11 protein-coding genes and 1 pseudogene are annotated in these 13,840 nt (G+C 59.0%); 5 read left to right on the top strand and 7 right to left on the bottom strand.

All coding sequences use genetic code 11. The annotated features are described in order from the left end of the window. Positions 1–62 precede the first annotated feature (62 nt). Positions 63–1,493, top strand: coding sequence for an exodeoxyribonuclease I (gene sbcB, locus LAB08_RS24395; RefSeq protein ID WP_096509321.1), 1,431 nt, complete (start codon positions 63–65; stop codon positions 1,491–1,493). A 101-nt stretch (positions 1,494–1,594) separates the two neighbouring features. Here sbcB and mvaT read toward each other — a convergent pair whose 3' ends face one another. Continuing rightward, entirely contained in the window at positions 1,595–1,972 is a 378-nt protein-coding gene (mvaT, locus tag LAB08_RS24390) for a histone-like nucleoid-structuring protein MvaT (RefSeq protein ID WP_007933316.1), read from the bottom strand. A 337-nt stretch (positions 1,973–2,309) separates the two neighbouring features. On the opposite strand from mvaT, the gene purU reads away from it, so the two are divergent. Both purU and LAB08_RS24380 read left to right on the top strand, forming a co-directional pair. Then, positions 2,310–3,158 carry a formyltetrahydrofolate deformylase gene (purU, locus tag LAB08_RS24385; protein WP_096509322.1) on the top strand — a complete coding sequence of 283 codons (849 nt, stop codon included), beginning with the start codon at positions 2,310–2,312 and terminating at the stop codon, positions 3,156–3,158. 86 nt (positions 3,159–3,244) lie between these two features. After that, positions 3,245–3,421, top strand: a complete 177-nt coding sequence (locus LAB08_RS24380; protein ID WP_172901565.1) for a hypothetical protein — start codon at positions 3,245–3,247, stop codon at positions 3,419–3,421. A gap of 90 nt (positions 3,422–3,511) precedes the next feature. Here the strand turns inward: LAB08_RS24380 and gpgF are convergent, their stop codons facing one another. The 5 genes and pseudogenes from gpgF to LAB08_RS30850 all read right to left on the bottom strand — a co-directional run. Next, the gene (gene gpgF, locus LAB08_RS24375) at positions 3,512–4,507 is read right to left on the bottom strand and encodes a glucosaminyl phosphatidylglycerol flippase (protein ID WP_096509323.1); all 996 of its coding nucleotides are present in this window, start codon (positions 4,505–4,507) and stop codon (positions 3,512–3,514) included. Beyond that, entirely contained in the window at positions 4,504–5,280 is a 777-nt protein-coding gene (gene gpgD, locus LAB08_RS24370; protein ID WP_096509324.1) for an N-acetylglucosaminyl phosphatidylglycerol deacetylase, read from the bottom strand. The genes gpgF and gpgD overlap by 4 nt, the downstream gene beginning before the upstream one ends. Further along, entirely contained in the window at positions 5,273–6,394 is a 1,122-nt protein-coding gene (gene gpgS / locus LAB08_RS24365) for an N-acetylglucosaminyl phosphatidylglycerol synthase (protein WP_172901566.1), read from the bottom strand. The genes gpgD and gpgS overlap by 8 nt, the downstream gene beginning before the upstream one ends. Positions 6,395–6,602: 208 nt before the next feature. Next, a complete protein-coding gene (locus LAB08_RS30855) occupies positions 6,603–7,367 on the bottom strand; it encodes a methyl-accepting chemotaxis protein (RefSeq protein WP_372237754.1) in 765 nt (254 codons plus the stop codon). A 93-nt stretch (positions 7,368–7,460) separates the two neighbouring features. Beyond that, a pseudogene (locus tag LAB08_RS30850) lies at positions 7,461–8,348 on the bottom strand (HAMP domain-containing protein); the annotation flags it as partial. Between the two features lie 333 nt (positions 8,349–8,681). On the opposite strand from LAB08_RS30850, the gene LAB08_RS24355 reads away from it, so the two are divergent. Continuing rightward, entirely contained in the window at positions 8,682–10,169 is a 1,488-nt protein-coding gene (locus LAB08_RS24355) for a helicase HerA-like domain-containing protein (RefSeq protein WP_096515214.1), read from the top strand. A gap of 124 nt (positions 10,170–10,293) precedes the next feature. On the opposite strand, the gene LAB08_RS24350 is transcribed toward LAB08_RS24355, so the two are convergent. Next, positions 10,294–10,749 carry a DUF721 domain-containing protein gene (locus LAB08_RS24350; RefSeq protein WP_096509326.1) on the bottom strand — a complete coding sequence of 152 codons (456 nt, stop codon included), beginning with the start codon at positions 10,747–10,749 and terminating at the stop codon, positions 10,294–10,296. Positions 10,750–11,056: 307 nt separating this feature from the next. On the opposite strand from LAB08_RS24350, the gene secA reads away from it, so the two are divergent. Continuing rightward, positions 11,057–13,792 carry a preprotein translocase subunit SecA gene (secA, locus tag LAB08_RS24345; protein ID WP_096509327.1) on the top strand — a complete coding sequence of 912 codons (2,736 nt, stop codon included), beginning with the start codon at positions 11,057–11,059 and terminating at the stop codon, positions 13,790–13,792. Positions 13,793–13,840 lie beyond the last annotated feature (48 nt).

Here is a 13,840-nt window from a genome sequence, read left to right as displayed (position 1 = left end):
TTGCTGGCCGGAGCAGGACATGAACGCCTAGACTTCGCCGATCTTCAGCTCAGGATTAGCCCGTGACCTCCATCTTCTGGTACGACTATGAAACGACGGGCATCAACCCCCGTTGCGATCGCCCACTGCAAATGGCGGGGCTGCGTACTGACTTCGATCTCAATGAAATAGACGAGCCGGTCAACCTCTATTGCCAGCCCAGTGACGACATCCTGCCGCACCCGGCGGCCTGTGCGATTACCGGCATTACACCTGTCCGCTTGTCTGAGCAAGGCTTGAGCGAAGCCGATTTCATGACCCGGGTACATGCCCAACTGGCGGCTCCGGGCACCTGCGGCGCGGGATATAACACCTTGCGTTTCGACGACGAGATGACCCGCTACAGCCTGTACCGCAACTTTTTCGATCCCTATGCGCGGGAATGGCAGGGCGGCAACAGTCGCTGGGACCTGATCGATGTGGTGCGTGCCGCGTATGCCTTGCGCCCTGACGGAATTACCTGGCCAACGGATGACGAGGGGCGGGTGACGCTCAAGCTTGAACGCCTGACGGCCGCCAACGGTATCGATCACGGCAATGCCCACGAAGCGCTGTCGGATGTTCGCGCTACCATCGCCCTGGCGCGGTTGATTCGGGAAAAACAGCCGAAGTTGTATGACTGGCTATTTCAGTTGCGCAGCAAGCAAAAGGTGCTGGATCAGATCCGCCTGCTGCAACCCATGGTGCATGTGTCCGGGCGTTTTTCCGCGGCACGTCATTACGTCGGCGTGGTTTTGCCTTTGGCATGGCACCCGAAGAACAAGAACGCCTTGATTGTCTGTGACCTGCACCTCGATCCGCAGGGCCTGCTGGACCTGGACGCCGAAGCCCTGCGCCAGCGCTTGTACACCCGTCGCGATGAGCTGGCCGAGGGTGAATTACCGGTGCCGCTCAAACTTATTCACATCAATAAATGTCCGGTAGTGGCACCGTTGTCCGTACTTCGCCCGCAAGATCAGCAGCGTCTGGGGCTGGATATGGCGCTGTATCAGCAGCGTGCACTGCGGCTAAGTGACGCGCCAACAGTCTGGCAAGATAAAGTTCAGGGAATTTACGCCCGCGAGGAGTTTGCCTCCAGCGAGGACCCTGAACAGCAGTTATACGATGGTTTTATCGGCGACCGCGATCGACGGCTATGCGAACAAGTCCGAACGGCCGACCCGCAGCAATTAGCGCAAGCGCATTGGCCTTTCGATGACGAACGTTTGCCTGAATTATTGTTTCGATATCGCGCACGCAACTTTCCCAATACGTTGAGTTTCGACGAGCAAGAGCGTTGGCGAATATTCTGTCAGAAACGTTTGTCAGCCCCTGAGTGGGGAGCGCCCAATACCCTGGAAAGTTTCATAGAGGCCGCAGCCCAATTGACCCTTACTGCGACATCGTTTCAGCAAGAGGTGCTTGAGCAATGGCAGGTGTATATCCAGGACTTGCGCAAACGTTTGAATCTTTGAAATCGAAAACGAACGGAGGCTAAACTCCGGGCATAAAAAAACGCCAGCGCAATGCTGGCGTTATTTTTTGTCGCAGATTTATCTGCAACAAGCACTGTGGCTTAGCCCAGCAGGGTAGCCCAGCCTTCAACCACGTCACCGCCCCACTTGGCTTTCCACTCTTTCAGAGTCTTGTGGTTGCCACCTTTGGTTTCGATGACTTCGCCGTTGTGCGGGTTTTTGTATTGTTTAACTTTGCGAGCACGCTTGGTGCCGGTAGTTTTTACTGCGCCGCCGCGTGGTGCCTTGGTTTTGGATTCCGGATCCAGCAACGCGATGATGTCACGCAGGGACTTGGAGTATTCGCCCATCAGGGTACGCAGTTTGCCTTCGAACTCCAGCTCGGTTTGCAGTTTGTCGTCTTGGGACAGGTTCTTCAAACGGGCTTGCAGCTCTTTGATAGCTTCTTCGGTGGCGCGATATTCGTTGATCAAGGACATGATTACTACCTTATGCAGGAAACAGGATGGCAGGGACAGTGCGGCAATAATAGTCAGGGTATTTCATCAAGTAAACATTAAACCGGAGTTTATTTAATTTAAGTACGATGAGTTCGGTCTACATTGGATGAGCAGTTAAATACTTCGAAGCTTGCGCTGCAAATATTCACAATTGAATGCTGCTTGAGGGTTAACAACACTGCCAAGGCTAGCGCCTTGAGGGCTGAAAGAACCTGGCCGCCGGCCGTCGGGCAAGGCCTGGCATGATTCGATACTGCAGTTTTGCTGCGCAATCGCTAGAATGGCGGCCTTTGCGAAGTTCTGGAGTTTCCCCCTCATGCGCACCTTTCGGCTGGTGATCTCTTGCCCGGACCGCGTCGGCATCGTTGCTAAAGTCAGTAACTTTCTGGCGTCACATAACGGCTGGATCACTGAAGCGAGCCATCACTCGGACAATCTCAGCGGCTGGTTCTTCATGCGTCACGAAATTCGCGCCGACTCGCTGCCCTTTGGTATCGAAGCCTTTCGCGAAGCGTTTGCGCCCATTGCCGAAGAGTTCTCGATGGACTGGCGCATCACCGATACCGCGCAGAAAAAACGCGTGGTGCTGATGGCCAGTCGCGAATCCCACTGCCTCGCGGACTTGTTGCATCGCTGGCACAGCGATGAACTGGACTGTGAAATCGCCTGCGTGATCTCCAACCACGACGACCTGCGCAGCATGGTCGAATGGCACGGCATTCCGTATTACCACGTGCCGGTCAATCCGCAAGACAAGGAGCCTGCATTCGCCGAAGTCTCGCGCCTGGTCAAACAGCACGATGCCGAAGTGGTCGTACTGGCTCGTTACATGCAAATCCTGCCGCCCGAGCTGTGCAGCGAATATGCGCACAAGGTCATCAACATTCACCACAGCTTCCTGCCGTCGTTCGTCGGCGCCAAGCCGTACCACCAGGCGTCCATGCGCGGTGTGAAGTTGATCGGTGCCACTTGCCACTACGTGACCGAAGAACTGGACGCCGGTCCGATCATCGAGCAAGACGTGGTGCGCGTCAGCCACAGCGACAGCATTGAAGATATGGTGCGTTTCGGTCGCGACGTCGAGAAGATGGTACTGGCCCGCGGCCTGCGCTATCACCTGGAAGACCGGGTGCTGGTGCACGGTAACAAAACCGTGGTGTTCTGATCCCGTCACGACACGGTTGAAATTCGAAGGGCCTGGGCGTTCAATCGCTGCAGGCCCTTCGCCGTTTCTGCACCGAGGAAATCACCATGGCCGACCCACTGGATAAAGCGACTTCCAAAGCGCCCGCCACATTGGGCGAGGGCTGTTTGAGCCGGTACGACCCGGATGACATGAGTGCGGAAGATGGCACGGAGTTTCCGGGTGCCGCCGAGTTGTGGGAGCAGTTGCAGCAAGAGTCCGACGACAAGTCCGAGGACCTGTAGAAGCCGGCTTGCCGGCGAAGGGGCTTCTGAGCCTTGCATTGATCTTCGACCGCCTTCGCTGGCAAGCCAGCTCCTACCAGGGGGGGATGATCAGGCTTGCTTGAGTTTCAACAGCTTCTTGAGCAGCGGTCGGCCCAGCATCAACAAAAACACCGGCCCGCCCACTAATAGATAGAAGTAATAGGTCACCGCCCGCCAGATCAGGATCGCCGCGGCCGCCGTGGATTTTCCCACCATGGGTGCCAACAGCGCCGCTGACGTCAGTTCTGCCGCCCCGGCCCCACCCGGTAACAGGCTGAATTGGCCTGCACTCAGTGACAGCATCTGGATCAGAAAGCTCCAGGCCCACTGCAAATCCGCGCCAAGCCCTCGCAATGCCAGATACAGCACGCTGTAACGCAAGATCCAATGCAGGCAGGTCAAGGCAAACACCGTGATCAATGTCTGGAAGGGCAGCTTCAGGGTGTCGGCAAACGCCGCCAGAAAGTGCAGCAGTTTTCGTGCCCAGCGCATACGCGTGGTGGATTGGACGTTGAAGCGATTGAGCAATCGGCCGCTCAGCCGAATCAGCAAGCGGTGATAGCGGGCCACCACGACGCAACAGACCAGGCCGCCGAACATCGAGATGGCGCTGACGATCAGCAGCCACTCCATGCGCTGGCTCAGGTGCTGGAACAGCGCATAAATCAGGATCGCGCCAAGCGCGCAAAGGAAAAACAACAGATCGCTCAACTGATCCATGGCGAACACGGCACTGCCTCTGGCCGGACGCACGCCGTTGCGCGCCAGCAATGCCATGATGGTCAGTGGTCCGCCGCTGCCGCCGGGGGTGGCGCAGTAGGCAAATTCGGCGGCCATCACCACACCGAGACTTTTGACCGGGCTTACCTTTGCGCGCTGGTCTCCCAGCAACAGGCGCAGGCGCAGGGTATTCACCACCCAGCACAGCAGGATCATGGCGAACATGACCAGCAGCCAACTCAGTGGAAAAGCGTTCAGTCGCGACCAGGTTTCGCTGCCACCCAATAACCAGGGAATCAGCACTGCGGCGAACAGGCCGATCAGCAATAGAATCCCGCGGCTCATGCGGCACGATCCCGGCGGTCGCCTTGCAGTGCCAGCCAGTGCGCCTTGGTCATCGGCACCCGGCCCTCATCGAGCAGGCGCCTGAGGGTATTGAGCCAATAAGTACGTGAAAATTCGTGTCGCATATCCACCGGGTGCAAGCCAAGGCGAATGACCGGTGCCTGCCGCCAGCGTTGTTCGAGTTGATCGCTGACCAGTTTCGACAAGCCCCGGCGCCACGCACTGCGCGCACTCCAGACCAAACCGGGTGCATCGACGGTTGAGAAGTCCGGCAGGCGGTAGAGATGTTGTGCATCACTGGTGTAAGCCAGGGGAAGTTGGCGCAAGGCCTGGCGCGTGCCTTCGCTCATCAGCCAGGCCGGAGCGACGAAGCCCTGCAGCGGCCACTGATAACGGTGGAACATTTCGATACCGGCGCGCAGACGGGTGAGTGCGGCCTCCCGGGACAGGCTGTAGAACTCACCTTCGTGGGTGTAGATCCGGCGCATGAACCAGTCTCGGGGATTGCTCGCCATGGGTCCGTCATCGCAATGAAAATAGCCGTGCAACGCCAGTTCATCACCGCGGGCAAGCCGTTTGTCGAGCCGGTGGCGAAATTCCGGGTGGGCTTGCAGGGCGTTGCACTTGTGGAAATCCGGCACCACCAGCCAGGTGATCGGCACAGTGCCGAGTGCGTCGACGGCTTCGACAAAGGGCTGGTAATCGACCCAGGTTGGCGGCGCGACATCGTGCAGCACCAGTAACAGGCTGGGTGCATTCATGGGCTCAACCATTGGCCGCCCGCGGCCATTGATTGCCGAGTACGGCGTGATAGTGGCCGAGCAAACTGTTGACCACGGTATCCCAGGCGTAGTGCCGCTCGACATGGTGTCGCGCTTGCTGGCCGAGGGCTGCACTGCCCTGGCTGAACAGTTCGCGCACGGCATTGGCCATGGCCAGCGGATCGTTAGGGGCACACAACACGCCACATCGATCGGTGATGATTTCCTCGAACGCGCCAGCTGCCACGGCCACCACCGGGATGCCGCAGGCCATGGCTTCGAGGACCACCAGGCCAAAGGTTTCCTGATCGCCGGCATGCAATAGCGCATCGGCACTGGCCATCAGACGGGCAATCTGCGTGGCGGGACAGAACTCATCGATGACGGTGACATTGCCCGGCACGGTGGTCGGCATCGACGAGCCCACCAGCAACAGGTGATAGCGGCGGCCCAGGCGTTTCATGCAGGCGAGCAGGACCGGCAGGTTTTTTTCCTTGGAACCGCGCCCGGCGAAAATCAGCAGGTGAGTGTTTTCGTCGAGTCCCAGTTCGGCCCGCAGGCCGGTATCGCGAGCATCGGGATGGAACATCTGCAAGTCGACGCCCAGGGGTTGCACGAAAACATTCTTGACCCCCAGTCCGGTCAGCTTGTCAGCCATGACCCGGCTCGGCGCCAGCACCCGGTCGAAGTTGCCGTAGAGTTTGCTGACATAGGCTTCGACGTTTGGGGTAACCCAGTTGCCCATGCGGTTGCTGACCAGCAGCGGCAGATCCGAGTGATAAAAGCCAATCACCGGCACATCCAGTTGCCGGCGCGCATCCAGGGCGGCCCAGGCCGTGAGGTAAGGGTCGCCGACCTCGATCAGGTCAGGTTGCAGATCGTGAAGGACATTGCGCCAGGGCGCGAGACGCAACGGAAAGCGATAACCTTTGCCGAAGGGCAGGGCGGGAGCAGGAACGGTGTAGATGCCATCCTGTTCGCCGAAGGATGGCCCGGGAATCAGCAAACTATGGCGAATGCCCGGTCTTGTGCACAGGCGATGATGTTTGGCGTCCAGATACGTGCGCACGCCACCGCTGGCAGGGGCGTAGAACATGGTTATGTCCGCGATATGCACGATGAACATCCCTCCGGTCCGTTGATCTCCTTGGTTGACCTTAATGAAGAATAGATGTTCGGCTGGGGTTTTGCGGGGGGGGGTGTCAGGAAGGTTTTGCGGGGTTTTACAGACCGCCTTCGCGAGCAGGCTCGCTCCCACATTTGACCGAGTTCTTCCAGTAGAACCGCGATTAAATGTGGGAGCGGGCTTGCTCGCGAAGGGGCCAGTTCAGGCGCTAGATACGGAAACTGCCTACCAATTGTTTGAGGCGCGCCGCCTGCTGCTCAAGGTCGGCACAGGCACGCAGGGTCGACTGCAAGTTTTCCACGCCCTCCTGGTTCAATGTGTTGATTTCGGTAATGTCGACATTGATCGACTCCACCACAGCCGTCTGTTCCTCGGTCGCCGTGGCCACCGACTGGTTCATGCCGTCGATTTCGCCGATGCGCAGCGTCACGCTGCTCAGGCGCTCCCCGGCAAGATTGGCGATTTCCACGCTGTCCTGACTATGGCGCTGGCTATCGCTCATGGTGCTGACGGATTCGCGGGCACCGATTTGCAGCTCCTCGATCATGGTCTGCACCTGTTGCGCCGACTCTTGCGTGCGATGTGCCAGGTTACGCACCTCATCGGCCACCACCGCAAATCCACGCCCGGCTTCGCCCGCCCGGGCCGCTTCAATGGCGGCGTTGAGGGCCAGCAGGTTGGTTTGTTGGGAGATGCTGGTGATCACTTCCAGAATCTGCCCGATGTTCACGGTTTTGCTGTTGAGCGATTCAATGTTGCTGCTGGAAGCGCTGAGCATGGTCGACAACTGATTCATCGCGACAATGCTGCGATCCACCACTTGTTGGCCATCTTCTGCAAGGCTGCGGGCATCGCTGGCCTGATTCGAGGCTTGCGCGGCGTTGCGGGCGATTTCCTGGGCGGCAGCGCCGAGCTGGTTGATCGCCGCAGCCACGCTGCTGGTGCGCGAGGCCTGTTGGTCGGAGTTGAACATCGACGAGTTGGACGCGGCCACTACGCGCAATGCCACTTCGTTGACTTGCCCGGTGGCGGAAGACACCTCGCGTATCGAGCCGTGGATGCGGTCGACGAAGCGGTTGAACGCGGTGGCGAGGATGCCGAACTCATCGTTGTTCACGATGGTCAGGCGTTTCGTCAGGTCGCCTTCACCATCGGCAATGTCAGCCATGGCGCGGGTCATGATGTTCAGGGGCTGGATCAGGATGCGGATCAGCATGCCCAGCAGGGCGATGATGATCGCCACGGCAATAATGGTCGCAATGACTGCCGAGGTGCGGAAGTCGCTGAGCATCGAGAAAGCTTTTTCCTTATCGACGGACAGACCGATGTACCAGTTGACCGACGACAGCCCTTTGATCGGGGTGAAAGTCACAATACGGGTTTTACCGTCAACCTGGATTTCGCTCATTTCGCTGCTGATGGCAGGCGTGTCCTGTGGGTAGACGTCCTTGAGCGTTTTCATCGCCAGTGCTTTGTCGGGGTGCACCAGGATCTTGCCGTCCGAGCTGACCAGGAAGGCATAACCCATGCCGTCGAAGTCCAGTGCGTTGAGGCTGTCGGCGATCACTTGCAAACTCAGGTCGCCGCCGACGACACCGATATTTTGTCCGTCCTTGATGACACTGTTGACGATGGAAATCACCAGCTGGCCGGAAGCCAGATCCAGATAGGGTTCAGTCAAGGCCGAACCGCTGGTGCCTTGCGCGCTCTTGTACCAAGGGCGAGCACGGGGGTCGTAGCCGTCGGGCATCTTGCTGTCCGGGCGAATGATGAACGAACCGTCCTTGCTGCCCAGGTAGGCGCCCATGAACGATGAGGTCACGGCTTTTTGTACCAGCAATTTGGAAACGTTGTCGGCGTCGGAATTCAGGGCAACGGATTGTGAAAGGTTTTCAATCAGCAAGCTGCGCCCGTTGAGCCAGGTCTGGATATTGTTGGCAGTGACTCTGCCCATTTCCTGCAGATAATTGTCCAGGTTTTCGCGAATGGCGTTGCGCTGCAAATAGTCGTTGTACAGCGTGAACGAGGCAAAGGCGGCAATGACGATGAGGGCGGCGGCAAGCAGGATTTTATGGCTGAAACGTAGATTTTTGTTCATGGCTTGGGGTTCCGCTAAGGTCTTAATGCCCATCGCGTGCTTTTATAAAGGGACGCAATATGAGCAAGGTTGAAAGCAAGTGATATTTCCATCGCTCCTTAAGGGAAATGTCCGACCAGGTTGTGTCTGTCTGCTTTGTACTCATTCCTATCGGCCGTGCAGCACCAAAGATTAACCATGGGTGACCAAATGCCTGATTTATCGCAACTTGTTATCGGCGCCGACCTTTCAGGGCAGCCGATTGCCCAGGCCATGCGCCTGGCCAACCGTCACGGTTTGATCGCAGGCGCTACGGGGACCGGCAAGACGGTCACCTTGCAACGTATGGCCGAAGCCTTCAGCGATGCCGGCGTGGCGGTGTTCGCCGCGGATATCAAGGGTGACCTGTGTGGTCTGGGCGCCGCGGGAAACCCCCAGGGCAAGATCGCCGAGCGGATCGCCGGTATGCCGTGGCTGAACCACAAGCCGGCGGCGTATCCGGTGACTTTGTGGGACATACACGGTCAGTCCGGTCATCCGTTGCGCACCACCTTGAGCGAAATGGGGCCATTGCTGCTGGGCAGCCTTCTGGAACTGACCGACAGTCAGCAGTCGGCGCTGTACGCCGCCTTCAAGGTCGCGGACCGCGAAGGCCTGTTGCTGCTGGACCTCAAGGACCTCAAGGCACTGCTCAACCACCTCAAGGACAACCCGCTACTGCTGGGGGACGATGCCGCGCTGATGACCACCGGCTCCAGCCAGGCCCTGTTGCGGCGCCTGGCGACCCTTGAGCAGCAGGGCGCCGAGGCACTGTTCGGCGAACCGGCGCTGCAACTCGAAGATATTCTGCAACCGACCGCCGAGGGGCGGGGGCGCATTCATTTGCTCGACGCCAGTCGTCTGGTGCATGAGGCGCCGAAAGTCTACGCGACCTTTCTGCTGTGGCTGTTGGCCGAGCTGTTCGAGCAGTTGCCGGAACGTGGTGACGCGGATAAACCGCTGCTGGCGCTGTTTTTCGACGAAGCGCATTTGTTATTCACCGGCACCCCCAAGGCGTTGCAGGATCGTCTGGAGCAGGTGGTGCGATTGATCCGCTCGAAAGGCGTGGGCGTGTATTTCGTCACCCAATCGCCGGGTGATTTGCCGGATGACGTGCTGGCACAGCTCGGGTTGCGGATCCAGCATGGTTTGCGCGCGTTCACCGCCAAGGAACAGAAATCCCTTCGGGCGGTGGCTGACGGCTTTCGGCCGAACCCGGCGTTCGATACCTTGTCGGTTCTGACTGAACTCGGTATCGGTGAAGCATTGGTCGGCACCTTGCAGGACAAGGGCACGCCGGAGATGGTCCAGCGGGTGTTGGTGGCACCACCGCAATCACGGATCGGGCCGTTGACCGAGACCGAGCGCACGGTGCTGATCGCCGGTTCGCCGTTCAAGGGGCGATATGACAAACCGATCGATCGCGAGTCGGCATACGAAGTGCTGATGGGGCGCAAGGGGCTGGCGCCGGAGCCCGACGCGGCGCCAGGCAAACCGGCACCGCAAGAGCCGAGTTTCACCGAGCAGGCCGGGGAGTTTCTCGGTACGGCGGCGGGGCAGGCACTTAAATCGGCGATGCGCCAGGCAGCGAATCAATTGGGGCGACAGTTGGTGCGCGGGTTGATGGGGTCATTATTAGGCGGCAGCAAACGCCGCTAGCGTAAAAACTGTGGGAGCGAGCCTGCTCGCGATGGCGGTCTGCTATTCAACGAATATGTTGACTGATAGTCCGCTTTCGTCGGAACACCGCCCGGAGCCAGCTCGCTCCCACAGGGGGGCTGTGTCAGGCCTTGGGTCTGGCATGGGCCGCCAACCGCTCCAGCGCCGCCCGCAGATTCGGATCGGTTATTCCGTCGGCCGTGGCCTGAATGGTCGCCGCCGCATCGTTGGACAAATCCATGGTATGCCCGGCCGCGCCTTGCCGAACGGTGGGCGGCTGCACTTTGAACAGGATTCGCGTGAGGTTGGTGAACTCGTCGAACATTTGCAGTTGCCGTTGCAGGCGCTTTTGCTGGTAGCGCAGGCGGGTGGCCCAATGACCGTCGGTGACAATCAGTAATAAACTGCCTTCGCGCCACGACGCCACATGGCAGTGTTCGCGGGCGGCGGGCTGCAATTGGCTTTCCAGCAGGCGTTGCAGATGGCCCAGGCGTTGGGCATGCCCGAGTATGGCTTTGAGCGGCTTGGCTTCACGAAGCAGGACGGCGGGTGCTCTGGCCGTAAGAGGGCGAAATGCCATGATCAGACACCTGAAGTAACAGAGCCGCCATGGTAGCAGAAAGCACCGGATGCGCCCGACCCATTGCTTTGCGCGCGCTTTACCCATTAAATCAACGAGTAGCTTCTGCCTTGTATGGCTTGAAGTTCAGCAATTTGCCCCTATTTTAAGTGAGCCCCGTCAAAGCGCTGTGCCAGCATCGTGGAATAACGCCACTTTCCTCACCATCGTTTCCGGGTAGAATGCTCGTTCGCATGCGGCCATGAGGGCTGCTCGGGCGACTCACGGGGCCGCCCTCCATCCCTTTAGTGTGGAAGATCCTGCCGATATGTTTGCGCCTTTGTTAAAGAAACTTTTTGGAAGCAAGAACGAGCGTGAAGTCAAACGCATGCTCAAGACGGTGCAACTCGTCAATGCCTTCGAAGAGCAAATGGTGGCCCTTTCGGACGATCAATTGCGTGCCAAGACAGATGAGTTCAAGGCCCGCATCGCCAAAGGGGAAAGCCTCGACAAGCTCCTGCCGGAAGCCTTTGCGGTCGCCCGTGAAGCGGGCAAGCGCGTCATGGGTATGCGCCACTTCGATGTCCAGCTGATCGGTGGCATGACCTTGCATGAAGGCCGCATCGCCGAAATGCGTACCGGTGAAGGCAAGACCCTGGTGGGAACACTGGGCGTTTACCTCAACGCGCTGTCCGGCAAGGGCGTGCACGTGGTCACGGTGAACGACTACCTGGCCCGCCGTGACGCCAACTGGATGCGTCCGCTCTACGAGTTCCTCGGCCTGACGGTTGGCGTGGTCACACCCTTCCAGCCGCCGGAAGAGAAGCGTGCAGCTTACGCTGCCGATATCACCTACGGCACCAACAACGAATTCGGTTTCGACTACCTGCGCGACAACATGGCGTTCAGCATGGAAGAAAAATTCCAGCGCGAACTCAATTTTGCCGTGATCGACGAAGTCGACTCCATCCTCATCGACGAAGCCCGTACTCCGCTGATCATTTCCGGACAGGCCGAGGACAGCTCCAAGCTGTACATCGAGATCAACAAGCTGATCCCGCAGCTGGAGTTGCACGTCGAAGAAGTGGAAGGCGAAGTCACCAAGGCCGGCCACTACACCGTCGACGAGAAGACCCGCCAGGTCGAACTCAACGAAGCCGGTCACCAGTTCGTCGAAGACGCGCTGACCCGTCTCGGCCTGCTGGCTGAAGGCGAGAGCTTGTACTCGGCACACAACCTGAGCCTGCTGACTCACGTTTACGCCGGCCTGCGCGCGCACAAGCTGTTCCATCGCAACGTCGAGTACATCGTGCAGGACGGTCAGGTCGTACTGGTCGACGAACACACCGGTCGTACCATGCCGGGCCGTCGTTTGTCCGAGGGGCTGCACCAGGCCATCGAAGCCAAGGAACACCTGAACATCCAGGCCGAAAGCCAGACCCTGGCATCGACCACGTTCCAGAACTACTTCCGCCTGTACGAAAAGCTTTCCGGCATGACCGGTACGGCTGACACCGAAGCGTTCGAATTCCATCAGATCTACGGCTTGCCGGTCATCGTTATCCCGACCAACAAACCGCTGGCCCGTAAAGACTACAACGACCTGGTGTTCCTGACCGCCGAAGAGAAATACGCGGCGATCGTCAATGACATCAAGGAAAGCATGGCCGCTGGTCGCCCGGTACTGGTGGGTACTGCCACCATCGAAACGTCCGAGCACATGTCCAGCCTGCTCGTGAAGGAAGGCATCGAACACAAGGTTCTGAACGCCAAGTTCCACGAAAAAGAAGCCGAGATCATTGCCCAGGCCGGTCGTCCGGGTGCGCTGACCATCGCTACCAACATGGCCGGTCGCGGTACGGACATCCTGTTGGGCGGTAACTGGGAAGTGGAAGTCGCTTCGCTGGAAAACCCGACCCCCGAGCAGATTGCCCAGATCAAGGCCGACTGGCAGAAACGTCACCAGCAAGTGCTCGAATCGGGCGGTTTGCAGGTGATCGCTTCCGAGCGTCACGAATCGCGCCGTATCGACAACCAGTTGCGTGGTCGTGCCGGTCGCCAGGGTGACGCCGGTTCCAGCCGTTTCTACCTGTCGCTGGAAGACAGCCTGATGCGCATTTTCGCCTCTGACCGGGTGAAGAACTTCATGAAGGCCCTGGGCATGCAGCCTGGCGAAGCGATCGAGCACCGCATGGTGACCAACGCCATCGAAAAGGCTCAGCGCAAGGTTGAAGGCCGCAACTTCGACATTCGTAAGCAACTGCTCGAGTTCGACGACGTCAACAACGAACAGCGTAAAGTGATCTATCACATGCGTAACACGTTGCTGGCTGCCGACAACATCGGTGAAACCATCGCCGACTTCCGTCAGGACGTGCTGAACGCGACCGTCAGTGCGCACATTCCGCCGCAATCGCTGCCTGAGCAGTGGGACGTGGCCGGTCTGGAAGCCGCATTGCAGAGCGACTTCGGTGTGGCGCTGCCGATCCAGCAATGGCTCGACGAAGACGATCACCTGTACGAGGAAACCCTGCGCGAGAAGCTGATGAAGGAGCTCGTGGCGGCGTACAACGAGAAAGAAGACCAGGCGGGCGCCGAAGCGCTGCGCACCTTCGAGAAGCAAATCGTTCTGCGCGTTCTGGACGACCTGTGGAAAGACCACCTGTCGACCATGGACCACCTGCGTCACGGCATCCACTTGCGCGGCTATGCCCAGAAGAACCCGAAGCAGGAATACAAGCGCGAGTCGTTCACGCTGTTCTCCGAGTTGCTGGATTCGATCAAGCGCGACTCGATCCGTGTGCTGTCGCACGTTCAGGTGCGCCGCGAAGATCCGGCCGAAGAAGAGGCACGCCTGCGCCAGGAAGCCGAAGCACTGGCCGCGCGCATGCAGTTCCTGCACGAAGAAGCCCCTGGCCTGGAGCAGCCGGAAGCATTGGGTGAAGAGGTCGATGTGGCCCTCGCCACCGCTCCGGTTCGCAATGAGCAGAAGCTGGGCCGCAACGAGCTGTGCTACTGCGGTTCGGGCAAGAAGTTCAAGCATTGCCACGGGCAGATCCAGTAAAACCCGTTTCATACGCTGAAATACCCGCGCCGCGACCGGCTCCTGCCG

This window comes from Pseudomonas izuensis (genome assembly GCF_002356535.2).
Lineage (GTDB): Bacteria > Pseudomonadota > Gammaproteobacteria > Pseudomonadales > Pseudomonadaceae > Aquipseudomonas > Aquipseudomonas izuensis.
This window is presented reverse-complemented; position numbering and strand designations above follow the sequence as displayed.